Origin of the sequence: Vibrio sp. 10N.261.51.F12 (assembly GCF_041471725.1) — a bacterium.
GTDB lineage: Bacteria > Pseudomonadota > Gammaproteobacteria > Enterobacterales > Vibrionaceae > Vibrio.
In genome coordinates this window covers 43,902-69,660 of the sequence record NZ_JBFROV010000024.1, presented here as the reverse complement: position 1 = coordinate 69,660, position 25,759 = coordinate 43,902, and the positions used below count along the sequence as shown (strand labels likewise).

Genomic DNA, 25,759 nt, shown 5'->3' with positions numbered 1-25,759 from the left:
CTTTAACTGATCGGCATTAGCCCTAATAAGGGCCGTTTTTTATGGCAATGATTGCGATACCGTAGATTTACCACCACCTCCTCTTTCTGTCATTTCCCATCCACCGTCATCTCCTTGAAAAAGGAGATCTTCCACCGCGAGTAACTCACCTGCCGTGAACTTAGCACTCACCGCAAGTTTTAATGCGCGTTTATAATTGCGACCAATTGAATGAGTCACTTGTGGAAGAAGATCTTCACTTTCGTGAAGATGACGGTGGGAGGAGGCGATATACCCCACCATCCCAAAGTCATCTCCCCCCTGCTGGCATCTCCCATCCACCGTCATCTCCTTGAAAAAGGAGATCTTCCACCGCGAGTAACTCCCCTGCCGTGAACTCTGCACTCATCGCGCGTTTATAATTGCGACCAATTGAGCGAGTCACTTGTGGAAGAAGATCTTCACTTTCGTGAAGATGACGGTGGGAGAGAATATTCTGTCGTGAATGACTCATCTACTTTGAACGACAGTACTCACCACAATTTTTAATACCCGTTTATAGTAACGGCCAATTAAGCGAGCCACTTGTGGAAGAAGATCTTCACTTTCGTGAAGATGACGGTGGGAGGAGGCGGTATACCCTACCACCTCTGCACTCATCGCAAGTTTTAAAGTGCGTTTATAATTGCGACCAATTAAGCGAGTCACTTGTGGAAGAAGATCTTCACTTTCGTGAAGATGACGGAGAGTGGAGATCTTCTGTCGCGAGTAACTCACCAACCGTGAACACGGCACTCACCGCAATTTTTAATACGCGTTTATCGTGACGACCAATTCAGCGAGTCACTTGTTGAAGAAGATCTTCACTTTCGTGAAGATGACGGTGGGTGGAAATCTTTTACCGCGCGTGACTCACCACCCGTGAATACCACACTCACCGCAAGTTTTAATGCGCGTTTATAATTGCGACCAATTAAGCGAGTCACTTGTGAAAGAAGATATTCACTTTCGTGAAGATGACGGTGGGTGGAGATCTTTTACCGCGCGTGACTCACCACCCGTGAATACCACACTCACCGCAAGTTTTAATGCGCGTTTATAATTGCGACCAATTAAACGAGTCACTTGTGGAAGAAGATCTTCACTTTCGTGAAGATGACGGTGGGAGGAGGCGGTATACCCCGCCACCCCGCCGCCATCTCCCATCCACCGTCATCTCCTTGAAAAAGGAGATCTTCCACCGCGAGTAACTCCCCTACAGTGAACTCTGCACTCATCGTACGTTTTAATGCGCGTTTATAATTGCGACCAATTAAGTGAGTCACTTGTGGAAGAAGATCTTCACTTTCGTGAAGATGACGGTAGGAGGAGGCGATATACCCCTATACCCCGCCGCCATCTCCCATCCACCGTCATCTCCTTGAAAAAGGAGATCTTCCACCGCGAGTAACTCACCTGCCGTGAACACAGCACTCACCGCAATTTTTAATTCGCGTTTATAATGGCGATCAATTTAGCGAGTCACTTGTGGAAGAAGATCTTCACTTTCGTGAAGATGACGGTGGGGTTAGATGTAAGCCATGGACTATGAACTATGAACTATGAACTATGAACTATGATATGTGAGACCGCTTAAGCCTCACAACACCATCACTCCAAGTTCTGGCTCAAATCCCTCCAATCAGGGTTATTGCTGGTTACGAGTTGGTTCTTCCAGGCTCTCTCCCAGTTTTTTAGCTGTTTTTCTCTAGAAATCGCCTCTTCCATATTCTCAAAGAGTTCATAATGGACCAACAGATTCACGTTGTATTTTTTAACAAAACCGCCGGTGATTCCCTGTTTGTGCTTCCAGATTCGTTGTGGCAAATTGGATGTGACACCAATATAAATTACGCTGTGTGCTTTTGACGTTGTAATATACACGCATGGTTTTATAGTCATTTTTATTCTCTTATTTCACTGACATCGTTGACTCAACACCATGCTAACCACATTCAAATCGCAAAATTTCGGGGCACTTCACGTCACTGTTAAAACCATACTATTTTCATACTTATAACCTTAGCTTTTATGCGTATTTAGGTGCGAGGGTTTTTCCCCTATACTAAGTCAAACTGTTAATCTATAAGTCGCTCATGAATCATTCCATCCGTATCTGGCTTGATGCCGCCAGACCGAAAACCTTGCCGCTTGCACTTGTCTCTATTGTCACAGGGAGTGCGCTCGCCTTTTCAAAAGGGGCGATGTCATGGAGTGTCGCGTTGCTCGCGCTCATCACGGCTACGTTGCTGCAAATCTTATCAAACTTAGCGAACGACTATGGTGATGCGATAAAAGGCACAGACAATGACAACCGCCTAGGTCCAATGCGCGCGATTCAATCAGGTGAGGTGTCGCAAGCTGAAATGAAAAAAGCGATCGGTTTTAATATTATCCTGACGGTACTGGCAGGGTTAGGATTGATCTTCCACGCGCTAGACTCACTACAGAACATCCTTGCCTTCATTGGGCTTGGCGTGCTCGCCATCATTGCTGCGATTGCCTACACCGTCGGTAAAAAACCTTATGGCTATGTCGGCCTAGGGGACATCTCTGTGTTCATCTTTTTTGGCTTATTAGGTGTTTCAGGTACCTACTTTCTGCATACTGGGCACATCGACTCACTGTTAGCATTACCGGCAATAGGATGTGGCTTACTAGCCGTGGCCGTACTCAACGTCAACAACATGCGAGACATTGATAACGATAGTGCCTGCGGTAAACGCACGGTCGTCGTTCGGTTAGGAGCACAGCGAGCCAAAACCTATCACACCCTGCTACTTGTTACCGCCGTAGTTTGTTTTGCCATTTACCTCGCCGCTCAGTCCGCCCCACTTTGGGTGAGCTTACCATTTGTTTTAAGCTTAATCGTAATATGGCGTCACGCCTCTGCCGTATGGCATACCACCGCAGCGGCACAAATTGCACCGATGATGCCGATAGTCGTGAAGTGCTCACTCGTTACTAATATCTTGTTTTCTGGGGTGGTTATAGCTCAAACTCTGATGACTTAATTGAGCCTTGTCATTGCATTGACTTAGTCAACCGATATACTCGAAACATACCTTTGCTAACTGAACAGAAGAATCGCCATGGAATACAGTACTTCAGCACTATGTGATATCTACCTAGACCAAGTCGACGTGGTCGAGCCGATGTTCAGCAACTTTGGCGGGTGCGCCTCCTTTGCTGGCCAAGTAACCTCAGTGAAATGTTTTGAGGACAATGGCGTCATTAGAGACATTCTCGAGCAAGATGGCATGGGTCGAATCCTACTCATCGATGGTGGTGGTTCGCTGCGTAAAGCACTCATCGATGCAGAAATTGCGGCGCTGGCTGAAGATAATGAATGGGAAGGCATCATCGTGTACGGCTGCGTACGTGAGGTGGACGAACTAGAAGAAATGAACATTGGCATCCAAGCCTTGGCTTCTATCCCTGTCGGTGCAGCACAGAGCGAAATTGGCGAAGTGGATGTACCGGTCAACTTTGGCGGGGTCACCTTCCTACCTGAAGATTATGTGTATGCCGATAACACGGGTATTATCCTGTCTCAAGAACCACTTGATGTGAATTTAGAGATAGACGAAAAAGACGTGGAAGAGTAAACCACTAACTGACAGCGCTAATTATTACGAACTAAATTATCGCTCTCCTCTTCCGGTCGCAACAGCTTTGATTCGTTGCTCGCTTTGAGTTGCCACGTCATTCCTGTGCAGGGATGACGAACAACGCGATAATGCGGATAGCGGATATAAACTAGCGTAAAATTGGTATCAAAAAAAACGAGAGCATATTGCTCTCGTTTTTTATATCAGCCGACACTGAGACGGCTAGTCGTTACCGAATAAATCACGCGTGTAAACTTTCTCAGCAACATCTTCAAGCTCAGGAAGCATACGGTTTGAGATAATCACATCCGCTTCCTGTTTAAAGGCCTCTGCATCGCGAATCACACGTGAGTGGAAGAAGTAATCTTCTTCTAGCACAGGCTCATAAACAATCACTTCAATGCCTTTTGCTTTTAGGCGCTTCATGATGCCTTGAATACTGGAAGCTCGGAAGTTATCAGAACCTGACTTCATAATTAAGCGGTAAACACCAACGACTTTCGGGTTACGTTTCATAATCGATTCAGCAACAAAATCCTTACGAGTGCGGTTTGCGTCGACGATGGCACCAATAATATTGTTTGGTACTTCTTGGTAGTTTGCCAACAATTGCTTAGTGTCTTTAGGAAGACAATAACCACCATAGCCAAACGATGGGTTGCAATAGTGACCGCCAATACGAGGGTCTAACGCAACACCTTCGATAATTTGACGCGTATCCAAGCCTGCCGCTTCAGCGTAAGAATCCAGCTCGTTAAAATACGCCACACGCATCGCAAGGTAAGTGTTTGAAAACAACTTCACCGCTTCGGCTTCTGTTGAATCGGTAAACAATACATCGATATTTTCTTTCTGTGCGCCCTCAACAAGCAAATCAGCAAACACCTTTGCTCGCTCGCTGCGTTCGCCAATAATGATACGAGATGGGTTTAGGTTATCAAATAGTGCACTGCCCTCACGCAAAAATTCTGGTGAGAAAAAGATGTTTTCAGTGCCTAGCTCTTCACGCACACGAACGGTATAGCCAACCGGCACCGTTGATTTAATCACAATAACCGCACTTGGGTTCACCTCAAGCACATCTTTAATCACCGACTCTACGGAGCCAGTATTAAAATAATTGGTTTGTGGATCATAATCCGTTGGCGTGGCGACAATGACATAATCGGCATTAGAGTACGCCAGTGTTTTATCCAACGTCGCAGTAAAATTGAGATCATCACGTTTGAGAAACGCTTCAATTTCAGTATCGACGATTGGAGACTGGCCGTTATATAACAACGCCACTTTTTCTTCATCAATATCGACTGCTACTACCTCATGATTTTGAGATAGGAGCATCGCATTTGATAGGCCTACGTAACCGGTTCCTGCAACAGCAATTTTCATTTGAGTTCTCTAATTTTAACCAGATTGCAAAATTCTATAGCTTGTCACTCATACTCGCAACCCAACGCTCTTTAATCGCTATCAATTCATGTGTAATATGTCCACAGGATGATTTATTTAGAAGAACAGAATGCTGATTGATTTGCTTTACGTTAGCTTTGTATCGTTAACCGCCCTATTTGTTTTAAGAAAATGGGCGCGAAAAATAGGCTTAGTCGACATCAGTACGGCACGAAAGCAGCATACCGGGAAAATACCTCTCGTCGGTGGCATTGCCGTGTATATTGCCGTATCGCAATATTTATACTTAAAATCAGAACTCATCCCTGACAGCTATCTGTTGCTGATACTACTGGGGACACTAGTCATACTTGGTGCCCTGGATGACAAATATGACGTCAGTTTCAAGCTGCGCTTGTTGGTACAGGCAGGCCTTGCGCTTTGCATGGTTTACTTCTCAGACCTTCAGCTGAAAACATTAGGTGACTTACTCTCTTTTGGTGATGTAAACCTTGGTCCATTTTTAGGAGTCGTCGTTACCGTTGTCGCCGTCATTGGCGCTATCAATGCGTTTAATATGGTTGATGGTATTGATGGGCTTCTTGGTGGGTTATCTATCGTGACCTTTTCCGGTTTAGCAATATTAATGTACGCCGACGAACAAAGTGGCTTTGCGAGCCTTTGCCTTGTTTTTATCGCAGCATTAATCCCGTATGTCGCACTCAATCTAGGCTACTTTGAAAGAAAAAGGAAAGTATTCATGGGGGATGCGGGAAGTATGATGATAGGTTTTTCTGTTGTTTGGTTACTTCTAGCCGCAAGTCAAGGCGAGCCAAATACGTTAATGCAACCCGTAACTGCCTTGTGGCTTATTGCCATTCCTCTAATGGACATGACGGCAGTTATGATAAGACGAACAAATAGAGGGGATTCGCCCTTCAAACCAGACCGTGAGCACTTGCATCATATCTTTCAACGGTATGGCTACTCATCAACTCAAACGTTGATGATTATATGCCTATGTGCAAGCTTATTTGCAGGTGTTGGAATCGCTGGTGAGTGGTTTAATGCTCCTGAGTCGCTCATGTTTTCACTATTTATTATTTGCTTTATTCTGTACTTTGTCATTCTAAATGTTCTTGATAAAAGTCGTAACACAACAAAATGACCGTAATTACCACAGCCTTAAACCCAAAGTGGTGACTAATTATATTTGAAGGGAAACCGAATATTTTTATTAATCAGGAACCGTATCACACTAGAAACGTGCCAATAAAAATGTTTAGATAAAAACTTTCTGTTAGCATGTTTTGCTAAATGGATGGCCTTAATGTTAGGGTAATAAGTAACGGGCACCCCCATTAAATGACTTCTATAGCAAATATCTATGTCTTCACAGTACATAAAATAAGACTCATTAAAACCTTCCAGCTTCTCATAATGCGATGAACTAAAACAAAGAAAAGAACCTGCAGCCCAATCAACTTCTTTGCATTCCTTGATAGTAGCTTTATCCATTATCGATTTATTTCCTGCCCCTAAAAAAGATAAAATAAAATTCACTAATGTTGGAAATCGTCTAATTGAAGGGTCGAACACGGTTAATTCTTTATCTTTAAAGAGATTAATAGTAGCAAGCTCTCTATTTTTACCATTCATATGACTAACCAGTGAACATAAATGTGCACTTGAAACAATAACATCTGGATTTAACACGACAAAATAATCATCATTTGACATTGATAATTCTTTCTTACAATATCCATATATAACGTTGTTATTTTTTCCAAACCCTAAACCATACATGTGGTTAATCCAATGAAAAGATGTGGACTCATTAAGTTCTTGAAAGTCATCTCCTTCCATGTTGCTTTTTACAATCACCGTATAATCCTTGGCTAGTTTCTCAAGACATTTAAGCTGATTAATTAGCTCTCCGTGACCATGAGAGACGACTGCTATAAATACTGCCACTTATTACTCCTTACCCGACTAAAAATTTAAACATCACAAGAGTGAGCATAGTGCCTAACTTTTCCTTTTATTCATTAAGTTTTTAAAAAGATTTGAATACTTTATTGACATTGATGTCGCAGTAAAATCACGACAGTAACGACTGTAAATATTGTTAGATATTTCTTTTGACTCAAACGATGCATCGTGTATGGCACTCACTAGTGAATCCATATCATCCATTTTGAATATTTTCACCTCATTCGATGAAAATGCTTCAAGTACCACATCCATATCAGATACAACAATAGCTTTTGACCGAGCTGCTGCCTCTATCAGTGCTAGAGGAAACCCTTCACCTCTGGAAGGTAAAACGAAAATGTCCAATTCATCTAGAAAAGACGCGGTATCATCAATAAAACCTCTAAATACAACTCTACGTTCAACTCCCACTTCACTACAAAGAGCCATTAGTGCGTCTCTTTCAGGACCTTCACCTGCTATATGAAACTCATACTCAGGTAATTGAACCAGCGCTTTCACAACTTGCTCTAACCCTTTTCTCTTAGTCAGCAAACAAGCGACACCTAACTTATATAACCGACCACTTACTTTCTCTCTAGGCAGTTTTTCAGCTGTATCAAATGTTCTTCCATTGTAGATGAAAGAGTGATTTCGATTGAAGAAGAAAGGAGAATAGAATGTGCGCATAGAGTGAGACAAAAACACAACATGGTCATGTAAACTTAAACAAACTCTCCAAATTGCGCTAAATACAAAAGCCTTAGTCTTGCTGTCATAATCGTAGCGAAGATTGACCATGTCTTTTTGGTGCAATGTGGTAACGGCTTGTGGGCCCCGCATTCGCCCAATCATTTTATGAATAAAAACGAATATATCAGGTTTCATCATATGAGAATGAACAATATCAAAACTGGAGAAATCCACGTTTTCAAAAAAGCCAATCTTCTTAGTTTCTACGGGAAATGATAACTCACAACTACTGCTTCGGAAGTAGAAGACTTTTATTTGAATATCATGATGAAGCTCCAGGAGCCCCCTAATGATATCTAAAGCCACTAAGTTAGGCCCCTTTTTCTCCAACGATGGTAAGATTACTCCGTACTTCATTATTTTTTATACCAATCAAAATCTATTGAGTACTTCTTCATATGCATAAACAACCCTTTCTATTACAAACTTATCGGATGAATGCTTTACATCAGGTATATCCCAGTGCTTTGCGATACCTAGCCTTAGACACTCTGCTAAAGCTACCACACTAGTCTTATGAGATAAAAAACCATTCACACCATTATCAACAATTTCACTTGGACCACTTGCACAATCCACGGATACTACTGGGACGCCGTAAGATATAGACTCCACTAATACATTTGGGAAGCCTTCATAGTCTGAGCTAAGAAGGGTAATGGCTCCAGGTTTGTATACTGAACCAAGGTCATTAACGAAACCAGGGAAAGTAACATAGTCTTGAAGACCTAGTTTATTCACGAGATTAACTAATTTGTTCTTCAAACTTCCTTCTCCATATATAGTCAGGTGAATATCTGGGTTACCCTTATGACAAAAGTAAAAGCTGATGATAGCCCTATCAAATCTCTTCTGTTTTTCCAATCTACCGATACAAACAACTTCGTGTATTCTCTGAGTTTGATACTCACTCAAACTAACCTTAGAGCAAGGATTATTAATTACTTTAACTCGTTCAGTATGAATATTTAAAACTTGGACCATATCGTCTTTCATGGCGAAAGATTGAGCAATAAAATAATCTGAGTGGACATATACTCGCTTTAAAAGCCAGCGATATAAGTAGCCATATATAATATGATTCGAAGCAAAAACTGATTGAGACAAAAAGTTAATATTCCTAGAAATAACTTTGAAACAATATTTTTTACCCAGCAATTTACGAGCAATAATGCACATTACGCTTAATTCGTGACTAAACGTTAAAAATATATGAGGCTTCACCTTCTTAATATAGTTATTCAACGAGATTAATGAAAATTTAACTGAGCTAACATCTAGACTAAGCAAGCTAACCTTTGGAGAAACCTCGTTAAGACGCTGCTTATTTTTAAGATTAAGCACTAGTAGATCAATATCATAACCTTGGAGTGCTAATTGGTTAGCAATTTTTATGCAAACACCTTCAGCACCACCACCATGCAAACCACTCACAAAAAAAACTATTTTTTTATTCATCACAATTATTTATAGTACTCTTTGAACCAATCAACAAACTTAGGAACACCCTCTTTAATCCCTACCCTAGGGGCATAATCCACAGCTTCCTGAAGAGAGGTTGTGTCAGCCCAAGTAGAGGGTACATCACCAGCTTGCATCGGTAAAAAGTTCTTTTTCGCTTCAATTCCCAAAGCGTTTTCCAATGTACTGATAAAATCCAACAATTTAATAGGTGAACCATTTCCAATATTGTAAATGGAATAAGGCGCAGAACTTTCGTTAGGTCGTGTTTTTGAGCCACCTGGTTCAGGTATAACATCTTTAACTTTAAGAATCCCTTCAACAATATCGTCGATATAGGTAAAATCACGCATCATATCGCCATAGTTATATACATCGATATTATTACCTTCGATAATAGCCTTTGCAAACTTAAAAGGAGCCATATCCGGCCGTCCCCAAGGGCCATAAACTGTGAAGAATCTTAAACCAGTTGTCGGTATGTGATAGAGATGCGAGTAAGTATGTGAAATAAGTTCATTAGCTCTTTTCGTCGCAGCATATAAAGAAACGGGGTGATCAACCGCATCGTGCTCAGTAAAAGGTTGTTTTTCATTCATACCATAGACAGAACTACTAGAAGCATATATCAAATGCTCAACATCATTATGCCGACACCCCTCAAGTATGTTCAGATGCCCAGTTAAATTGGTATCAGAGTAAAGGTTGGGGTTATCTAAAGAATACCTAACGCCAGCTTGAGCCCCAAGATGAATCACTCTCTCAAATTGATTCTGACTGAAGATTGTAGTAATCAATTCTTTATCAAAAAGGTCCGCATGGATAAAGCTAAAGTTACTATAGTTGTTCAGCCTCGCTAACCTTGCTTTTTTCAGGTCAACATCATAATAATCATTCAGATTGTCGATACCAATAACCTGCTCACCTTGTTGACAGAGTTTTAGTGCTGTAGCACTACCTATAAAACCTGCAACGCCTGTTACTAAATACTTCATTCGACCTCCGAAGCATTATTTAAATTAAAATTCAGAATATACTCTGCCTCTTGATCACTTCTGATAACAGGGCGAGATTTTCCCCTATTCTATTTTTTTGACAACTCTTGCTGGTGAACCTATGGCCACGCAATAATCAGGAATGGATTTGGTCACAATAGCCCCTGCACCAACCACACTGTTTTGGCCAATAGTGACACCCGGTAGAATGATACTATTTGCGCCAATCCACGCTCCAGTCTTAACCACTATTGGTTCAGAAGGATAGTATCCTTGCTCTAAAATACAGATGTCCCGTCGGTCAAATTTATGATTATTGACATAAAAGTGGACTCCAGACCCAATCATGACATCATCTTCAATATCAATACCTGCAAAGTTATCAGCAAACAACATCGTGCTTGGCCTAATAACAACGTTTGCACCCAGAGAAATTTTTGAACACGTTACTGCATATGCACCAGGTCTAAAATCAGAAGTTTGGGAAAAAAACAGGAACTTTTCTCGGCAAAGCGTTTTCATAGTTGACGGCAAGTGCAGACGCCAATGAGAGAAAGGCATATCAGGGCCAATACGATCTGCTTTTTTATGAAATTGCCATTTTGAGTAGAGTTCTTTGCATAACTTAAGCATGCGACTTATCACTCCGCATTAGAGGTAACGTACAGACACCCTTCCAGTCAAGGCATCTTGGTGTGCAATATATGTTGATAAATCATTAAAAATATACATTTCTAGATAAAACACTTTCGTCTAAGGACGATATGACAGGAGTCATCTATACATTACTAATATTATTAATGCTCATCCCATCTGGCCAAGTTTGCACCAGACTGAATCATAAAGCTTCTCGCCTTTGGAAGACCATCTCCAATAAAGTTGAAGAGGTTAGCTGTCGCTACGGCTGAAACACCATCAAACTCTAGACCTTCTTTTAGATGTTGACCATTTCCTGCACCACCCATAATGATGAGAGGGACATTGACCAAGCCAGAGTATTTGCAGATCACATCTATATCATAGCCAAAGCCAGTGCCATCTTTATCTATAGAGTTCAATATAATTTCACCTACTTCAAGACGCTGAATATCACTTAAATGGGTTTCGAGATCGACATCTAATGCTCGAGATCCATCATCAACAAAAACCGTCGGTTTACCGTCAACGATCTTATAGTCCACACAAGCTACAATACTTTGTGAGCCATATTTACTAACGATCTCTTTCACTAACAATGGATTTGACTCAATACAAGTATTCAACACGACCTTGTCAGCACCGCTCCTAAACAATAAATCTGCATCGGATAGACTCTTTATCCCACCGCCAGCAGCGACAGGGATAAACACATCCTCAACCAAACGAGATACCGCCTTTGAAAACTCGGTAATGTCTTTACCAGTTTTGGTTGCGTTCAGAACAATGAGCTCATCGAGTGAAAATGATATTTTTTGAAACCTGTAATTTCTTTCCAACCAGTTGATATCACCAACCTTTTGCAAACGAAAGTTCCGACTTTGTGTAAAAGCGCCGTCACTGTATATCAGCGAAAATATCAACCTTTTTCTTAACATTAGTAGTGCTCTAGAAAATTGTTTACTAACTTTAGCCCATTGTTTTGGCTTAGCTCCGGGTGAAATTGAACTCCAGCAATGTTATCAACTTCAAAGCTAGCCACAAACGACTCGCCATATTCGCAAATTGACTGTCCGATGTCACTTTCAGACATCATTCTAAAGCTATGTGTGAAGTAAAAATCAGAATAATCATCGATACCAGTAAACAAAATACTATCTTGAGGCTGCGAGACCTGGTTGTAGCCTACATGCGGTACTTTCAATGACTTAGATGTGAATTTTTCCACACAACCATCAATAAAACACAGGCCATCGTTGTAACCACTTTCTGTACTGCTCATACCCAAGATTTGCATTCCCAAGCAGATACCCAAAATTGGCTTTTTCTGTTCAACCACTAGTGATTTTAGAGTGTCATTTAAGCCAAGCTTATCTAGCTGTAATGCTGCTTCGGCGTAATTGCCTACTCCAGGCAAAATCAGCTTGTCTGCTTGCTGCAATACCTTATAGTCATAACTGATTTCAACGTTATCATAGCCAAGGTAGTTAAGTGCACTTATTAAGGATGAAATATTTCCCATCCCATAATCGATGATTCCTATCTTCATACTTCGAAATCTTCGCCAACAACGAACTTAGGCTGCCAAATACCATCAATTTTCTCAAACAGGTCTTTATTGGCATACTTATCTAGAACAGCGTCAAACTCTTCTTTAGTCATCTCGTAGTAGTCAAGATACAAATCAATGAAATCATGAGGGTATTGGTTATCAAACGCATTAACTAGGTTTAGCGCTTGATCACGAGTCATCGCACCACGTCGGATTTCAATACCTGCATCTTGCGTTGCGCGCCCAAAACCAAACTTAAGGTACATTAGGTATGCATGCAGAGAGTATAGCGCTTGGTCGTTTTGAGCGAAGTTAGTAAATGTGCCTGCTGTACCTTCTTCTTTCTCTTTCAGCCCACAGTGTTCTTTAGCTACCACATAGTTACGGTATGAATCCCAAGCTTCAAAGTATGACCAGTGTGTAAACGCAAGTTCAGATTCTTGAACTTGTTCATCACTTGGAAACTGCCAAAACGCAAGATGCTCTTGTTTCACGCCATCTTGCTTAAGAACTTCTTCAAATACTTTGTCGTAACCACCTTCAAAGTAAACTCGCTTCATGTACTCAATATCGTATAGAGGATTATTCTTACTTTCTGTTGAACCACCATACTCTACTTCACCATCTTCACCGTAAAAAATCAGTGGAATACCAAAGTTCATAGCCGTTTGAATAACGGCTGTTTTAATTGCAATTAACCAACCATAGTAAGGGAACCCCTTCTCAATAAAGCCCAGTTTATTGAGCTTCTGCATCACATTCGCATCCGGAGAAATATGGATGTGGTTGTAGCCTGAAGCAATAAAGCTTGCCAAGTTTTCATCACCAAGCTCTAAGCTCAAAGCCGGCCTGATAGTAACGGCAAGAGGGTTCATACCGTATTTGTGTTTTAGTGTGTACGCAACGTAAGAGCCATCTTTACCACCACTTACTGGAACAATACAGTCAAAACCTTGACCATTAGATGAGCGATACTTGTCTAAAAGCTTAGTCAGCTCTTCTTGCCTCTCATCCCAGTTCAGTGTTTTCTTTTCTTCCTTCCACGTACAAGCATTACAACTGCCATTTTCATCAAACGAGATACGTGGACGAGTTGACATATTCAGACATGTCTTACACCAAAAAATTTTATTCATCATGATACCAATGTTTCTTTTAACTGCATTTTAGTTAAATAACCATGTTCATCTCAAAAAACCGGATTCACCGTTTGAGAGTGATAATTGACTTAATCCTATCACCTCACAGGGGCCAGGCATAGCATCAGTAGAGAATGAAGGATAACTACAAACTGAACCCATCATCGACAATAATATTTTGCCCAGTCACGTACCTAGATTGTTCTGACAATAAGAATAGTACGGATCCAACCACTTCTTTAACATCGAGCATACCTGCACCGTGCGTTTTCGACTTGTATGCATCCAAGAATGGTTCAGGTTGGTGATCAAAAATACCACCAGGACTCACGCAGTTGATGCGGAAACGGCTGTCATTCACATAAGAAGCGGCATACTTGCTTAGGTGCTGAATCGCAGCTTTAATTGCAGCGTATTCAACTGGCATCGTCATCGGCGTGTTGTCATATATCTCAAATCTTGGTGCTACTACACCATAGATTGACGATATGTTAACTAGCGATAGCGGCTGTTCCGTACGTTTAAAATAAGCGGCCGCTTGCTGCACAAATAAGAAAGCACTACCTAGATGTAGGGACATGTTTTCATTGAAACTAGTCCCCGAGACATCGAAGAAGTGTTTACCGTACGTTTTGTTTCTTGGGTATGTCGTATTCACTGCTCCATCAATGATTCTGTGACTTTTATCGAATAGCGCCTTTACGGATTCTTCTTTCGTAATATCAAGCTCAACGAGTGACAGAGCGCTGTTGGTTGTATCAACACCAACCCCTTCCAAACTCTGCTTCATACCTTCTAAATTTAGGTCGGCAGCAATCACAGTTGCACCTTGTTCAAGAGCTGCAGGGACAATTCGTGAACCAAGTAAGCCACCAGCACCAGCAATTAAAATCGTTTTACCCATTAATAGCGCATTCATTATTCGTCACCCATCACAATGGCTTCTGCCAGCTTGAAATCATAAATATCATCAATGTCGACTGCTCGGTGCTTTGGCACCTCGATGCTTGTCACCCTTCCACTAAAGATACCGTAATTTTGCAATACAAACTGAGGTGTTGTCGTGTAAACAACAGTGGTAATATCGAATACTTCCGGCGCATCTTGGCGACGAGCTACTTCACCCTCAGGCTTATTAACCAACTCAACAGTGCCTTGCTTTGTTCTCGTTACCATATTAAAAAACGGGCTGCGATTCGCTGGGGTTACTGAAATGCAGATATCTGCCCTATCTTGCTCTAAGCGTACTAATGATAATTCGACGTCTTCTACACTGCGTAAAGGACTTGTCGCTGGTAAGCTAATAAAATGGTCGAAATCACCATATTGGCCTTGTACCCAACTAATCGCATGACGCCAAGAGTGCCACTCTGCACTTGTATCTGTAGCTAGTTCGCCCGGTCGTTCGATCAACTCTGCACCTGCGGCAACGGAGACGTTTGCGATATTGCTGTCGTCGGTAGAGACAAATACCTTAGAGATAGATGGGCACGCTTTCGCTGTTTCAATTGAATACTCAAGTAACGGTTTGCCGGCCAGTGGTTTGATGTTTTTCCCTGGTAACCCTTTAGAGCCACCACGTACAAAAATAAAGGCATAATTTTTCAAAAAAACTCCAGTTTCTTATCGGTGGTTTGCACCACTTTTAATAGTTTCAATCAGCTCGATGGTTTTTGCCGCCTGATGAAGGTCTACACAAGCGCTTTCTTTGCCTCTAGTTTTAGCGATAAAATCCAACACCATATTGAGGTACATTTGATTTTTATCCCAATCAGGCTCGCTGTAGATGACAGAGAGATCAGTCAACAGCGTTTGTTTGACTTCATTTTTGATCAAATCCCATTCAATCGTCCCTTGCGAACCGACAAAACGGCATCGGCGGTATGCCTGACGCTGCAAAAAGTCGAGATGAATACTTACAACCGTACCATTGTCAGTTGTGGCAATGGTGTCCACCAAATCTTCAACTTCAAGACCGAGCTGAGTCGACGAGCGTAAATGGGCAAATTGGATACCTAAATCACCCAGTAGCCACTGGGTATAATCTAGCTCATGACTGAGTTCTAGCAGAGCTCCACCTCCAAGGCTTTCTTTAGCCGAAACCGTTTCTCTATAGTCCTTTGTAGGTCGCCAATCTGGAAGATACTGGCCGATTTCAACTTGTGCGTTCAGCAATTTGCCAATGCTCTGTGATTCGAGTAATTGCTTCACGACTTGGCTTGATGGTAAGTATCGTAAACAGTAGCCTACAGCTACGGGCGTCTGAGTATGTTCAGCTATTGCGATGAGTTTTTTTGAATCTTCAAAACCAGCGGTCACTGGCTTCTCAATCAACGTAGGTATGCCAGCCTCAAGAAAAGGAATGGCATGCTGGGCATGAAAAGGAGCAGGAGATGCAATAATCACCAATTCAACATCTTGTCGAACTACCTCTTCAATACTAGAGAGGACCTCATCGCAATCTGACACGCTTTCATCAGGAATGCGTCCACTTGCAGACATCGCGAGTAATCGGCTTTCAGGGAAAAGATGTTTTAGGTTTCTTCGGTGCCGGGTTGCAATATTACCCAGCCCAATAACAGCAACAGTCTTCACAATTAATCCATACCTAACGTGTGAATATCGGCTTGAGCTCGGTTAAAGTCATCCAGACGACCAATATCTAACCAATACTCATGTATCGGAAACATTAACACATTGTCTCGCTCATGCATGTGTTGCTCTAAAAGCGTCGGCATGTCGATATGGTGGTTCATAGGAACGGAGGAAATGACGCTCGGAGAGACCACATAGATACCTGCGTTGACGAAGAAGCGCTGGATTGGTTTTTCAACCATACTGCTTATCTTGTTCCCTGTACCATTGATCACACCGTAAGGAATTTGGTAATCGTACTCACGGACGCACATGGTCGCATCTGCGCCGCTTTCTACATGGAAGTCAAGTAAACGTTGAAAGTCGACTTTAGTCAGAACATCACCATTCATCATGATAAGCGGTAAACCTTCTGGTAGATCTTTAGGAAGTAAACCTAACGCCCCACCAGTACCAAGCGGGTGTTCTTCATGAACATAGTTAATATTGACGCCCAATTCACTCCCATCACCAAAGTGAGCTTGGATTTGCTCTGGCATGTAGTGAGTGGAGATGTAGAAGTTCACAAAGCCTGCTTTGATAAAGCTGCGGATTACCGTCTCTAGAATAGGTTTATTGCCAATGTGAAGCATCGGTTTGGGGCAAGTATCAGTAAGAGGTTTTAAGCGAGTGCCAAAGCCACCAGCCATAATAAATACTGGGGTTTGCTGTTTGGGTTGATGAAGTGCCTCATGTAATGTTTCTAAGCCAACAAGTTTTCCGTCTGAGTCCAACAAAGGAACAGAGAGGATGTCTTGGCTATCCATCAATCTGATTAGCTCTTCACGTGATGTCGCTTTAAGTGCAGTTGTGGGCTGGGTATTCATAACTCTCACCACTGACTCAGTTAGTGGTAAGTTGTTCAATAAGCCACGGCGAATGTCTCCATCCGTCACGACACCAATTAAGTTCTGTTGTTCATCGACAACAAGAGCTACCTTTAAAGCCTCTGTATTAATTATCTCTAAAGCATCACGAATCGTGTTTTGAGGTTTAATTAACACGTTTTTCCAACAGTGAATCATTACTCACCTTTATGTTTTTATTTCTCTATCTAATTTAAAGTTAGGTATTAATACAGCTTAACCACACTTCTTACAGGATAACATATGCTACGAGCATCGAGCGATTGTGTCACTATAGTACCAGCCCCCACAATCACATCTTCCCCTAAATCAATAGACTGTATTACAGTCGCATTAGCCCCAATATAGGTTCCTTTGCCAGTAGTTACTTGCCCACATAACGTTGCCATGGGAGCAATATGGTTATAAGCGCCTATTTTACAATCATGCTCAACCAAAGCACCCGTGTTGATTGTACTATGGCTACCAACTATTGACCCAGGCTGAATAACCGCCATAGGTAAGACCTGGGCGCCGGTTTCGATTTTGGAATAAGGTGAGACGAATGCACTATCGGCAATAACCGACTCAAATTGGTAGCCTAAAGAAAGAAAATATTCATTAATTTTTTGCTTGAAGACCGATTTGGGCATCATCCCAATACCGTTGATCAAAAGTACCTTGTCTTTGTCAAAATTGAGAATATCTTCGTCCTTTTCAAGGATGGTAACTCCCTTAAATACAGAACGCTGACTGACATCTTCAGGACTTATCACGGCAAGAATTTCTCTTCCCTGAGTAAGCAATATTTCAGCAAGAACAGAGGCGTGACCGCCTCCACCAATCATTACAATAGGAAGCATAGTCTCATCACTCAATGATCAGCTCTCCGGCTTTATATCCTTTGCTTGCCTTACTGCCAATAAGCTCCCAATAGCGATAAGGGGACAAACCAGTACCAGGACGCTTAATGGTAAAGTTTGATGTTGTTAATTCTTCACCCTCTTCAATATCCACTGCTGCGACTAAGCTCTTTCGCGCGACTGATTTATTCTTCACTTCAGACACGGTTGGGGTTTTTACGCTTGAGCCCAAGGCAACTTCAATCTGACGGATGGCTTTAACCATTGCCTCTAGCTCTTGTGGCTCAAGTGAGGCTTTGTGATCTGGGCCTTCCATGCTTTTATCTAATGTAAAATGCTTCTCGATCAAAACAGCGCCACGAGCAACAGCTGCAATTGGAATCGTTATTCCTTCACTGTGATCCGAATAGCCTGCCGTTAAATCAAATGCTTGCCCTAGCGTATCCATTGCTCTCAGGTTAATTTCTTCCATTGGTGCGGGATACTCCGTCGTACAATGAAGAATGGTGACTTTTTCTTTTAGGACTTTTTGACCAGTTTCTGACGCATAAGCTTCTTGGAAAACTAGCATGGAGGGCTCTGCTGTTTCATTTGCTGTATAGCCGAAAGCAATCACTCCGAGAGCCGTCTCAATTTCAGAAAGTGTTGCCATACCTGTTGAGACAATAAGGTCACAACCAGTACGAGCATGAGCCAATACAAGAGGAGCATTAGTTAATTCACCGGAAGGCAGCTTCAAACGCGTTAAACCAAGATCATTGACTAAGAAGTCTAAACTTTCCAGATCGAAGGCTGTTGATAGAAACTCAATACCGATCGACTCGCAGTATTTTACGAGCTCATAGTGAGTCTCGTAAGACAACTCTAAACGGCTTAACATCGCTAACTGAGACTCTTGCTTCTGAGTATTTGTTACTTGATATTCGGCTTGTTTAGCTTCTTCGGTAACTAGGTTTTTGGCTTTAAAAGTTTGGAACTTTACTATATCCGCTCCGGCGTTGTGAGCAGCATCGACCAAAGCAAACGCTAACTCTTCTTGACCGTTATGGTTTACACCCGCTTCAGCAATAATCAAAGTCATTATTGTCTCACTCTGCTGTCTTATTAATGTCAGGTTCAATGTTTACATCATAAAAAGACTTACAAGGTTCAAAATCTAGCCCTTTAATCATATCTATGACTTGTTTGCTGCTATCGCCCTGACCATAAGGGTTAACAATATGTTCATCTTCCAATTTATACTCTCGACTCACAGCGAGAGCAATCGCGTTGCTGATGGACCCTTTCGTGGCCGCTGCGTTTAGAACACTTTTCGCAGCCAAACGTCCCTTTTGTCTCGAGCCAATATTCACTGTAGGGACATCAAAGGCTGGCGCTTCAATAATACCACTCGACGAATTACCAATGACTGCAGCCGCGTGTTTCACCGAACTCAGATAACGTACTTGCCCAAGTGATGGGATCACCAAAACACGGTTTGGTCGGATTGCCGCATAAGCTTCTAGCATCGGAATAATACGTCGTCCACCGTCATCTGCATTAGGGTAAGTCAGTATGACTTGATGATCAGGGTATTCATCCAATGCGTCTAAAAGTGATTGAAAGCTTTCTTCTGGAGACTCATCACCCAAGGTAACAGGATGATAGGTAACAATAAAATAAGGCACCTTGAGTTCAAAACTTAGTGATTCACTCAACTCAGAAACCGTCATAAAAGACGCACGATTTAGGTGGTCTAAGCCAATGGCACCAACATTTTTTACACGTGCTGGAGATTCACCGAGCTGGATGACTCGGTTTCGATATTCGTCTGTTGATGTCCCATGAAGGTAACTCAACTTAGTAATCGCATGACGGATCGCATCGTCGTAAGCGCCTTCCGTGATCTCACCACCATGAAGGTGAATAATCGGAACACGAAGTATCATGGCAGTTTGGGCTGCAGCAAGTGCTTCAAAGCGGTCCCCAAGAATAACAAGGACATCTGGTGATAGTCGCGACAATGCATCGGTAAAACCTAAAACCCCTAACCCCATACTCTTCGCGGTACCTACTGCTGAATCAGAAGACAACAAAATCTCTATTTTCTCATCGATATTGAAGCCATCTTTTTCAATTTGTTTGTAAGTATCACCAAACTCTGGTGACAGGTGCATACCGGAAACAAGCAATTGAAGTGTTAGCTGAGGATCGTTTTGTATGTCCCTTAAAAGCCAAAAGAGCAGACCATACTCTGCTCTTGTGCCAGTAAAGACCGCAACCTTTTTATGTGTCTGCGTCATGTATGTCTTGAACCTACTTAGTTTTGAATGTCCACTGGGGTACTTGGAAGGTTGATTAGGTGCGCTTCTATAAACTTAGAGTAAGTTAAGTCATCACGTATTGCACTCTCAAACATAGGTAATCTATGCATAAGCTGCCAAATGGGTCGAGTCATCACACCGGAACCATTTGTGCCTGCAAGTACCTCTTTTCGGCTTTCTTTATCCGGGCAAATGACTGCATTCAACCAATAGTTTGACTGTGCATATTCTGGCTCAGTCACAAATTTAAAATCGGTTCCGTTAAAGAAACTCTTGTAGCTTTCTGCAAGCAGCCTCTTCTTTTTCAGGTACTTCTCGATGACTTCCATCTGAGCACACCCTAGAGCCGCATTCAGGTTTGGCATACGGTAGTTGAACCCAGGCTCATCATGATAGAACTCATAAGGATGAGGTACTTTGGCAGTCGTAGTGACATGCTTAGTACGCGCCCCTAACTCTTGAGTCTTACATAGCACCATGCCACCACCACCAGTGGTAATGATCTTATTGCCATTAAAACTGACAGCACCAAAGTCACCAATTGTGCCAGTGTGTTTACCCTTATAAAACGAACCGAGGCTTTCTGCGGCGTCTTCAACCAGCGTAAGGTTCCACTTCAAACATACGGCAACCAACTCATCAAGTTCTACGGGGTGACCGAAGGTATGCATTGGTACAACTGCTTTGATTCTTGTGCCCGTTTTTTTGTGGATACACCCCGCTCCTGTGACGTCAGCATTATCCTCTAAAAATGCATCCACAGCTTTAGGGCATAACCCTAAACTCACTGGAGATACATCTAAAAAAATAGGCTTAGCGCCCATATGATAAAGTGCATTGCAGGTTGCAACAAAAGTCAAAGCTTGCGTGATAATTAGGTCGCCTCTTTGAACATCAGCCATATACAATGCAGCGTGCAATGCTGCTGTACCATTAACCGTTGCTACCGCTTTAGTCGAACCAGTATAAGTCTCGATTTTTCTTTCAAAATCATCAACAAACTTACCGACGCTAGAAACAAATGTACTTTCAATCGTTTCCGTTACATACGTTTTTTCGTTGCCGTCAAACGTTGGTGCGTGTAAGGGAATAAACTCGTCGGTTTTGTAAGTCTCTCTCACAAATTCAACAATAGATGTCGCTTTCATTGAATGCTCCACTTACATCTTGCTATCGAGGTATTTACCCGTCTCTTTGTGTCCAAAGTCAGGGATCATGGTAAAGAACAGTTCTACAATTTGCTCTTTCGTCCACGCTCGCTGATCTTTCATCTCAGAAATGCTGTTTTCGAACAAGGTAAGAAGCTCTTGCTCATAAAGAGGAGCATTTTTGATGATGCCTAGATTTTCGAATCGAGACATATCCAACTCTTCTTTATCTGTGAAGAACTCTTCAAAGTCTTTTTCACCCGTTGTATCGCTTACAGTGAACAAGCTCGGCCATTTACCTTGCTCTGGCAGGGTATGTGCAAGTTGACGAGCCTCCTCTTCCGAATCACACAAGTGAGGCTCGTAACCACGTTGTTCTAGGTACTTCACTGCAATATCTGCAAAAGAAATAAGGTGCAAAGCTTCGCTCAGTTTCGGGAAGAAAATGTCGCGATTTTCACCGAAAATACACGACATTAAACATAGCTCACCTGATTCTTGAGGTGTAACAAAATATCGTTTGATATCATTTGGAGCCACAATAGGTTGACGCTTTTGAATGCGTTGGTTAAACCCATGCAACAATGAACCGTCCGAAAAGGCCACATTAGCAAATCGAGCGGTTGAAATAGTGATATGCTCGCTTTTTCTCATCAGAAACATTTCCATGATTCGCTTTGAAGCCCCCATCATATTGACAGGGTTAGCCGCTTTATCAGTGGAAACGCAAAAATACTTCTTAACGCCAGCATCAATCGATTGCTGAATGGTTTTATCAGTATTGAACACATTCACGTCAATCATTCGCATCAAGGTAAAAGGATCTTTTTCACTGCGAACATGTTTAAGAGCCGAGAGATTTAACACATAATCATAATGCCCATCAGATTGGATAAATGCATCATACTCAACTGAACCAATATCAAGTGCAAGAGTTTGAAAATCTCCCTCAATGTACCCGTGTGAACTTCTTAGATCACGTACTAGTTCAACCAAATTATTTTCACTAATGTCTACGACATGTAATTTCTTAGGCTGACGCTTAAAGATCTCTTTTGTGACAGCTTGACCAATAGAACCAGCGCCCCCTAAAACGAGAAAGCGCGATTTTGATACAGTTTTGCGTAATGTAACTTCATGCTCAGCAATATCATAGCTAAAAAGCTCTTTATCACGGCCTATTAATGGAAGAGTCTGGTTCATAAGTACATTCCTAGCTTAATTTACTTATTACTGCATGTTTGGAATCATGAAGCCAAACATGCAGGTAGCGATATTGTATATCTCTATAATTTACAACTTACATCGAATTTTTTTTGCTGGTATTCCAGCCCATACTTCGCCTGCTGGGATATCACTTCTTACAACACTGTTAGCACCAATTATACTGCCATTTCCAATGCTCACCCCACCAAGAATACGTGCACCCACGCCGACTATAACTTCATCGCCAACCGTTGGCATTACATCTTGTCCGCCCACACTTGCATTACCAAATGTCACATTATTAAGGAAATAACAACTATTTCCTATTGTAACCTCTGGTCCGATAACAATGCCCATATGATGGCCGACTTTGAAAGGTACTCCTATTGTCGCCTTTGGGTGCATATCGGTACTATATTTCTTCTTTGAAAAACAATATAACACCGTGGATAATCGCTCGAAGCCAGCTCGATAAAGATATGAATTAATACGATAGCTCATTACTACCCTGAATTCGGGAGAAATGAGCATTAGAAAGATAGTTTTAATACTCAGTTTTTTTTCTTTGACATTCAATTTCTTCGCTGAAAAAGCCATGTCTTGCACGATTGTTCTAAAGAGTGAATGATTAGACATTAGACTTGACCACTTTATTTGACTCCTTAATCACATAGATGACCATAATAACGTTAGCCATGATCGTTGCGTATGGAACATACAATATACTTACATTGGTCAATACAAAAAGTAAGAACACATATACTAACATTGACAAGACATTGATAATCATCAGTACTTTAGTTTTACCAAAGAAGCTCAAAAAGGGTACATATAAAAAGTATATTGCATTCACACCAAAAGCAAAAAGGAATAACGATACGTAACTAGGAACTCCATTATACCCATCACCAATTATGAACGTATAAAAACCTTCAGAAAGAACAAGAGACAGTAAAAATGGTAAAAAGCATAAAGGAGAGTATTTTAAACTTTTCTTCTTAAATGAATGAAAATCAAAATTACTTTTTTTCAAAAGACCATAAACATATGGTTCATATGCTCTATAACCAGCAATTGTTAGGACCAAAAGAATTGAAGCAAATTGATAACCTACAGAGTACACCCCTAACTCAGCACTATTGTAACTTCCAGAAAGTAATACTCTATCGAACTGCCCCTTAATAAAAGAAGATAGATTATTAAATATTAAAGGAGAGCAAAAGACCACAATGTAATTAACATAAACAAAAGCCTTTCGTAATGAAAAACGATTTTTTTTCGAATTTTTTGTAGAAGCACATATTGAGCGGGATAATGTAAAACTAAAGAATAACGCCAGCATATTTGCCAATATAATAGCTACCACTCGCACTTCTGGGTTTTGAGCTAAAAGTTCAAATAGCATCAAAGTAACAATTACAGAAAATAAGCTAAACGATACTTGGACTAGCATGTAGTCACGTGCTCGTTGCAAGCCCTGCATCTCGGTTAAACGTACTTTCAAAAAAGCTTGTGAACTAGAACATAACACAACATAAAGTAAAAAATCGTCTTTCAACATTAGTGCAATGATTGAAAGAACAACTGTCATTAAACCAATGTAAATGTATCCTACGCTTAATAGGTGCTTTAAGCCTCTCTTACCGTAATAAAATATGTACCTTATTATCGCAGCTTCCTGTGCATAAGAGATAAACACTAAAGCTAGAACACTCCATGCGTGATAAAGCGCTAAGTCACCATACCCGTCAGCACCAAGCTGGCGAGTTAAATATGGCATGAAAGCAAATGGCACTACTTTTGCTATCATCTCACCTAGAATGTAATACAACGTATTTTTCTTGTTCATTACTTAACTTTTGTTAGTAAATACGAATCGATTCCTACTTTCTTAACACTGACACTTTCGAAATCAAATAGCTCTTTAAGCTCCTGAATTTGTTCGTATATTTCTTTCTTTGATAGAGACGTAAACTTGGTTCGATGATAGTACTCTCTGAGATTTAGTTTATGCAAATAGAAGCGTATTAGTTCCTTTAAATCAAACGATACTTTATCATCAATAGCAGTCCCTTTAGAGTTAGACTTTGCCAATTCCAATATTTCTTTAGCGATAAGATTAAAAGAGTACTCTTCATCCGAGAAAAACACCACTTCATTGAGGCGACTAATCCGTTGATGATTGTCAAATAAACTAATATCTCCAGCTAACAAATTAATAACTTCAGACGTATTTTTGACTTTGACGCCAATATTGTTGGCATAAATAAGATCGAACGTATCATTTTCTACTGGGACAAAACTAATCACCGGTTTACCAATTGCCGTCGCCTCAATGGCAGTCGTACAGCCATTGTGAATCATTACTTCGCAGGCATGTAGCCATGACGCAATCTCAAAATCAGAGTTTACAATGACATTTTCCATACTACTCGTTAATTCTTGCCATAGTTCATGCCCCTCAGACGGGTGAGGTCTGATAACCACAATATGATCATCCAGATTTTCAGACAATATTTTAGGAACATCTAACAGTGCATCAAATATCAATTTTGAATGGTCGTAAAATCCATAGAAAAATTTTTCCGACTCTTCATCATCAATATAGCCGTTGTCATTCAACAGTTTCAAGTAGTCAAGGCCTTTTGCTGGGTTAACATCTCCAAACCTAGACACTATTAGTATTATTTTCTTACCCGCTACTAATTCATTAATTTTTGCTATGCTATCCTTATACAGTGAACTTGTGTTGCTCTTGTAAAAATCAAATCTGGGATTTCCTGTATAGACAAGTTTAGGCGAATTTCTAAACTCTTCTGGCATAGCCTTCAATTCTAGTGGTCCATTAATGAAAATGCGGTCTAACATTTCCAATAATTTGGAGGAAAATCTCGTGTTCACGGATGGGTCATTAAGCGGAGGCAGCACGCCTTCTTCGTCAAGTGAGAGTACAATATTACCTTTCTGCTTTAACTCCCCAACCAAGCGGCTTTCGAATGATGCTGCACTTTTTAGTAATATTACTCCTGGGGCGTGTAAGGCTCTTTTGATTATTTCCTGGTCTCTACCAATACATACACCATTAATTTCTTCTTGCAAGCAAGCGAGTCCAACCGCCAACCTAGATTTATACTCTCTTTTCTTGACCTCAACTGGTAAATATAAAACCGTCAATTATGCCACCTCAACTATAAAAACTATAAAAACTATAAAAATGAAACCCATATCAAAC

The 25,759-nt window shown here is 41.2% G+C and carries 28 protein-coding genes; 3 read left to right on the top strand and 25 right to left on the bottom strand.

Annotation, left to right across the window (positions count from 1 at the left end; all coding sequences use genetic code 11):
• Positions 1-39: 39 nt before the first annotated feature.
• From AB4405_RS15325 to AB4405_RS15310, 4 genes are all read right to left on the bottom strand, one after another.
• Positions 40-321 (bottom strand): hypothetical protein, encoded by a 282-nt coding sequence (locus AB4405_RS15325; RefSeq protein WP_372061666.1) that lies wholly within the window; start codon positions 319-321, stop codon positions 40-42.
• Positions 290-493 (bottom strand): hypothetical protein, encoded by a 204-nt coding sequence (locus AB4405_RS15320; RefSeq protein WP_372061665.1) that lies wholly within the window; start codon positions 491-493, stop codon positions 290-292. The genes AB4405_RS15325 and AB4405_RS15320 overlap by 32 nt, the downstream gene beginning before the upstream one ends.
• Before the next feature lie 488 nt (positions 494-981).
• On the bottom strand, positions 982-1,185 hold the full coding sequence (locus AB4405_RS15315) for a hypothetical protein (RefSeq protein ID WP_372061664.1): 204 nt from the start codon (positions 1,183-1,185) through the stop codon (positions 982-984).
• A gap of 444 nt (positions 1,186-1,629) precedes the next feature.
• Positions 1,630-1,920 (bottom strand): GIY-YIG nuclease family protein, encoded by a 291-nt coding sequence (locus tag AB4405_RS15310; RefSeq protein ID WP_102467768.1) that lies wholly within the window; start codon positions 1,918-1,920, stop codon positions 1,630-1,632.
• A gap of 194 nt (positions 1,921-2,114) precedes the next feature.
• Between AB4405_RS15310 and AB4405_RS15305 the strand changes: the two genes are divergently transcribed.
• Both AB4405_RS15305 and rraA read left to right on the top strand, forming a co-directional pair.
• Entirely contained in the window at positions 2,115-3,032 is a 918-nt protein-coding gene (locus tag AB4405_RS15305; protein WP_372061663.1) for a 1,4-dihydroxy-2-naphthoate polyprenyltransferase, read from the top strand.
• Positions 3,033-3,110: 78 nt separating this feature from the next.
• Entirely contained in the window at positions 3,111-3,626 is a 516-nt protein-coding gene (rraA, locus tag AB4405_RS15300) for a ribonuclease E activity regulator RraA (protein ID WP_372061662.1), read from the top strand.
• Between the two features lie 225 nt (positions 3,627-3,851).
• Here rraA and AB4405_RS15295 read toward each other — a convergent pair whose 3' ends face one another.
• Positions 3,852-5,018 carry a nucleotide sugar dehydrogenase gene (locus AB4405_RS15295; protein ID WP_372061661.1) on the bottom strand — a complete coding sequence of 389 codons (1,167 nt, stop codon included), beginning with the start codon at positions 5,016-5,018 and terminating at the stop codon, positions 3,852-3,854.
• A 130-nt stretch (positions 5,019-5,148) separates the two neighbouring features.
• Here AB4405_RS15295 and wecA point away from each other — a divergent pair, with 130 nt between their 5' ends.
• A complete protein-coding gene (wecA, locus tag AB4405_RS15290; protein ID WP_372061660.1) occupies positions 5,149-6,186 on the top strand; it encodes a UDP-N-acetylglucosamine--undecaprenyl-phosphate N-acetylglucosaminephosphotransferase in 1,038 nt (345 codons plus the stop codon).
• Between the two features lie 35 nt (positions 6,187-6,221).
• On the opposite strand, the gene AB4405_RS15285 is transcribed toward wecA, so the two are convergent.
• The 20 genes from AB4405_RS15285 to AB4405_RS15190 all read right to left on the bottom strand — a co-directional run bounded on the left by AB4405_RS15285 (position 6,222) and on the right by AB4405_RS15190 (position 25,701).
• The gene (locus AB4405_RS15285; protein ID WP_372061659.1) at positions 6,222-6,992 is read right to left on the bottom strand and encodes a glycosyltransferase family 2 protein; all 771 of its coding nucleotides are present in this window, start codon (positions 6,990-6,992) and stop codon (positions 6,222-6,224) included.
• Positions 6,993-7,046: 54 nt separating this feature from the next.
• The gene (locus tag AB4405_RS15280) at positions 7,047-8,102 is read right to left on the bottom strand and encodes a glycosyltransferase family 4 protein (RefSeq protein ID WP_372061657.1); all 1,056 of its coding nucleotides are present in this window, start codon (positions 8,100-8,102) and stop codon (positions 7,047-7,049) included.
• A 15-nt stretch (positions 8,103-8,117) separates the two neighbouring features.
• Positions 8,118-9,203 (bottom strand): glycosyltransferase, encoded by a 1,086-nt coding sequence (locus AB4405_RS15275; protein ID WP_372061668.1) that lies wholly within the window; start codon positions 9,201-9,203, stop codon positions 8,118-8,120.
• A gap of 5 nt (positions 9,204-9,208) precedes the next feature.
• A complete protein-coding gene (locus tag AB4405_RS15270) occupies positions 9,209-10,201 on the bottom strand; it encodes an NAD-dependent epimerase (protein WP_372061655.1) in 993 nt (330 codons plus the stop codon).
• A gap of 84 nt (positions 10,202-10,285) precedes the next feature.
• Complete coding sequence (locus AB4405_RS15265; RefSeq protein WP_372061653.1) at positions 10,286-10,834, bottom strand: DapH/DapD/GlmU-related protein; 549 nt, start codon at positions 10,832-10,834, stop codon at positions 10,286-10,288.
• Between the two features lie 164 nt (positions 10,835-10,998).
• Positions 10,999-11,703, bottom strand: coding sequence for a HisA/HisF-related TIM barrel protein (locus AB4405_RS15260; RefSeq protein WP_372061652.1), 705 nt, complete (start codon positions 11,701-11,703; stop codon positions 10,999-11,001).
• A 71-nt stretch (positions 11,704-11,774) separates the two neighbouring features.
• Positions 11,775-12,386 carry an imidazole glycerol phosphate synthase subunit HisH gene (hisH, locus tag AB4405_RS15255; protein WP_372061651.1) on the bottom strand — a complete coding sequence of 204 codons (612 nt, stop codon included), beginning with the start codon at positions 12,384-12,386 and terminating at the stop codon, positions 11,775-11,777.
• Positions 12,383-13,525 (bottom strand): N-acetyl sugar amidotransferase, encoded by a 1,143-nt coding sequence (locus AB4405_RS15250; RefSeq protein WP_372061667.1) that lies wholly within the window; start codon positions 13,523-13,525, stop codon positions 12,383-12,385. The genes hisH and AB4405_RS15250 overlap by 4 nt, the downstream gene beginning before the upstream one ends.
• A 148-nt stretch (positions 13,526-13,673) precedes the next feature.
• Positions 13,674-14,447 carry an oxidoreductase gene (locus AB4405_RS15245; RefSeq protein ID WP_372061650.1) on the bottom strand — a complete coding sequence of 258 codons (774 nt, stop codon included), beginning with the start codon at positions 14,445-14,447 and terminating at the stop codon, positions 13,674-13,676.
• A complete protein-coding gene (locus AB4405_RS15240) occupies positions 14,447-15,136 on the bottom strand; it encodes a cytidylyltransferase domain-containing protein (RefSeq protein ID WP_372061649.1) in 690 nt (229 codons plus the stop codon). Before AB4405_RS15240 ends, AB4405_RS15245 begins: the two co-directional genes overlap by 1 nt.
• Positions 15,137-15,151: 15 nt before the next feature.
• Positions 15,152-16,123, bottom strand: coding sequence for a Gfo/Idh/MocA family protein (locus AB4405_RS15235; RefSeq protein ID WP_372061648.1), 972 nt, complete (start codon positions 16,121-16,123; stop codon positions 15,152-15,154).
• Positions 16,124-16,125: 2 nt separating this feature from the next.
• Positions 16,126-17,187, bottom strand: a complete 1,062-nt coding sequence (locus AB4405_RS15230) for a nucleotidyltransferase family protein (protein WP_372061647.1) — start codon at positions 17,185-17,187, stop codon at positions 16,126-16,128.
• A 47-nt stretch (positions 17,188-17,234) separates the two neighbouring features.
• Positions 17,235-17,885 (bottom strand): acetyltransferase, encoded by a 651-nt coding sequence (locus tag AB4405_RS15225; protein WP_372061645.1) that lies wholly within the window; start codon positions 17,883-17,885, stop codon positions 17,235-17,237.
• Entirely contained in the window at positions 17,878-18,951 is a 1,074-nt protein-coding gene (gene neuB / locus AB4405_RS15220) for an N-acetylneuraminate synthase (protein WP_372061643.1), read from the bottom strand. Before neuB ends, AB4405_RS15225 begins: the two co-directional genes overlap by 8 nt.
• 7 nt (positions 18,952-18,958) lie before the next feature.
• Complete coding sequence (neuC, locus tag AB4405_RS15215) at positions 18,959-20,152, bottom strand: UDP-N-acetylglucosamine 2-epimerase (protein WP_372061641.1); 1,194 nt, start codon at positions 20,150-20,152, stop codon at positions 18,959-18,961.
• Between the two features lie 17 nt (positions 20,153-20,169).
• Positions 20,170-21,321 (bottom strand): LegC family aminotransferase, encoded by a 1,152-nt coding sequence (locus tag AB4405_RS15210; protein WP_372061640.1) that lies wholly within the window; start codon positions 21,319-21,321, stop codon positions 20,170-20,172.
• Positions 21,322-21,333: 12 nt separating this feature from the next.
• Positions 21,334-22,524: a UDP-N-acetylglucosamine 4,6-dehydratase gene (locus AB4405_RS15205; protein WP_372061638.1), complete on the bottom strand. Its 1,191-nt coding sequence runs from the start codon at positions 22,522-22,524 to the stop codon at positions 21,334-21,336.
• 90 nt (positions 22,525-22,614) lie between these two features.
• The gene (locus AB4405_RS15200; RefSeq protein ID WP_372061637.1) at positions 22,615-23,163 is read right to left on the bottom strand and encodes a serine O-acetyltransferase; all 549 of its coding nucleotides are present in this window, start codon (positions 23,161-23,163) and stop codon (positions 22,615-22,617) included.
• Positions 23,156-24,376: an oligosaccharide flippase family protein gene (locus tag AB4405_RS15195; RefSeq protein WP_372061635.1), complete on the bottom strand. Its 1,221-nt coding sequence runs from the start codon at positions 24,374-24,376 to the stop codon at positions 23,156-23,158. The genes AB4405_RS15200 and AB4405_RS15195 overlap by 8 nt, the downstream gene beginning before the upstream one ends.
• Positions 24,376-25,701: a surface carbohydrate biosynthesis protein gene (locus AB4405_RS15190; protein WP_372061634.1), complete on the bottom strand. Its 1,326-nt coding sequence runs from the start codon at positions 25,699-25,701 to the stop codon at positions 24,376-24,378. The genes AB4405_RS15195 and AB4405_RS15190 overlap by 1 nt, the downstream gene beginning before the upstream one ends.
• Positions 25,702-25,759 lie beyond the last annotated feature (58 nt).

Bases quoted from the DNA above. Each gene is read 5' to 3' on its own strand.
- AB4405_RS15320 (WP_372061665.1), bottom strand. From the start codon at position 493: ATGAGTCATTCACGACAGAATATTCTCTCCCACCGTCATCTTCACGAA.
- AB4405_RS15315 (WP_372061664.1), bottom strand. From the start codon at position 1,185: ATGGGAGATGGCGGCGGGGTGGCGGGGTATACCGCCTCCTCCCACCGT.
- AB4405_RS15310 (WP_102467768.1), bottom strand. From the start codon at position 1,920: ATGACTATAAAACCATGCGTGTATATTACAACGTCAAAAGCACACAGC.
- AB4405_RS15305 (WP_372061663.1), top strand. From the start codon at position 2,115: ATGAATCATTCCATCCGTATCTGGCTTGATGCCGCCAGACCGAAAACC.
- rraA (WP_372061662.1), top strand. From the start codon at position 3,111: ATGGAATACAGTACTTCAGCACTATGTGATATCTACCTAGACCAAGTC.
- AB4405_RS15295 (WP_372061661.1), bottom strand. From the start codon at position 5,018: ATGAAAATTGCTGTTGCAGGAACCGGTTACGTAGGCCTATCAAATGCG.
- wecA (WP_372061660.1), top strand. From the start codon at position 5,149: ATGCTGATTGATTTGCTTTACGTTAGCTTTGTATCGTTAACCGCCCTA.
- AB4405_RS15280 (WP_372061657.1), bottom strand. From the start codon at position 8,102: ATGAAGTACGGAGTAATCTTACCATCGTTGGAGAAAAAGGGGCCTAAC.
- AB4405_RS15275 (WP_372061668.1), bottom strand. From the start codon at position 9,203: ATGAATAAAAAAATAGTTTTTTTTGTGAGTGGTTTGCATGGTGGTGGT.
- AB4405_RS15270 (WP_372061655.1), bottom strand. From the start codon at position 10,201: ATGAAGTATTTAGTAACAGGCGTTGCAGGTTTTATAGGTAGTGCTACA.
- AB4405_RS15265 (WP_372061653.1), bottom strand. From the start codon at position 10,834: ATGCTTAAGTTATGCAAAGAACTCTACTCAAAATGGCAATTTCATAAA.
- hisH (WP_372061651.1), bottom strand. From the start codon at position 12,386: ATGAAGATAGGAATCATCGATTATGGGATGGGAAATATTTCATCCTTA.
- AB4405_RS15250 (WP_372061667.1), bottom strand. From the start codon at position 13,525: ATGAATAAAATTTTTTGGTGTAAGACATGTCTGAATATGTCAACTCGT.
- AB4405_RS15245 (WP_372061650.1), bottom strand. From the start codon at position 14,447: ATGAATGCGCTATTAATGGGTAAAACGATTTTAATTGCTGGTGCTGGT.
- AB4405_RS15230 (WP_372061647.1), bottom strand. From the start codon at position 17,187: ATGATTCACTGTTGGAAAAACGTGTTAATTAAACCTCAAAACACGATT.
- neuB (WP_372061643.1), bottom strand. From the start codon at position 18,951: ATGACTTTGATTATTGCTGAAGCGGGTGTAAACCATAACGGTCAAGAA.
- neuC (WP_372061641.1), bottom strand. From the start codon at position 20,152: ATGACGCAGACACATAAAAAGGTTGCGGTCTTTACTGGCACAAGAGCA.
- AB4405_RS15210 (WP_372061640.1), bottom strand. From the start codon at position 21,321: ATGAAAGCGACATCTATTGTTGAATTTGTGAGAGAGACTTACAAAACC.
- AB4405_RS15205 (WP_372061638.1), bottom strand. From the start codon at position 22,524: ATGAACCAGACTCTTCCATTAATAGGCCGTGATAAAGAGCTTTTTAGC.
- AB4405_RS15200 (WP_372061637.1), bottom strand. From the start codon at position 23,163: ATGTCTAATCATTCACTCTTTAGAACAATCGTGCAAGACATGGCTTTT.
- AB4405_RS15195 (WP_372061635.1), bottom strand. From the start codon at position 24,376: ATGAACAAGAAAAATACGTTGTATTACATTCTAGGTGAGATGATAGCA.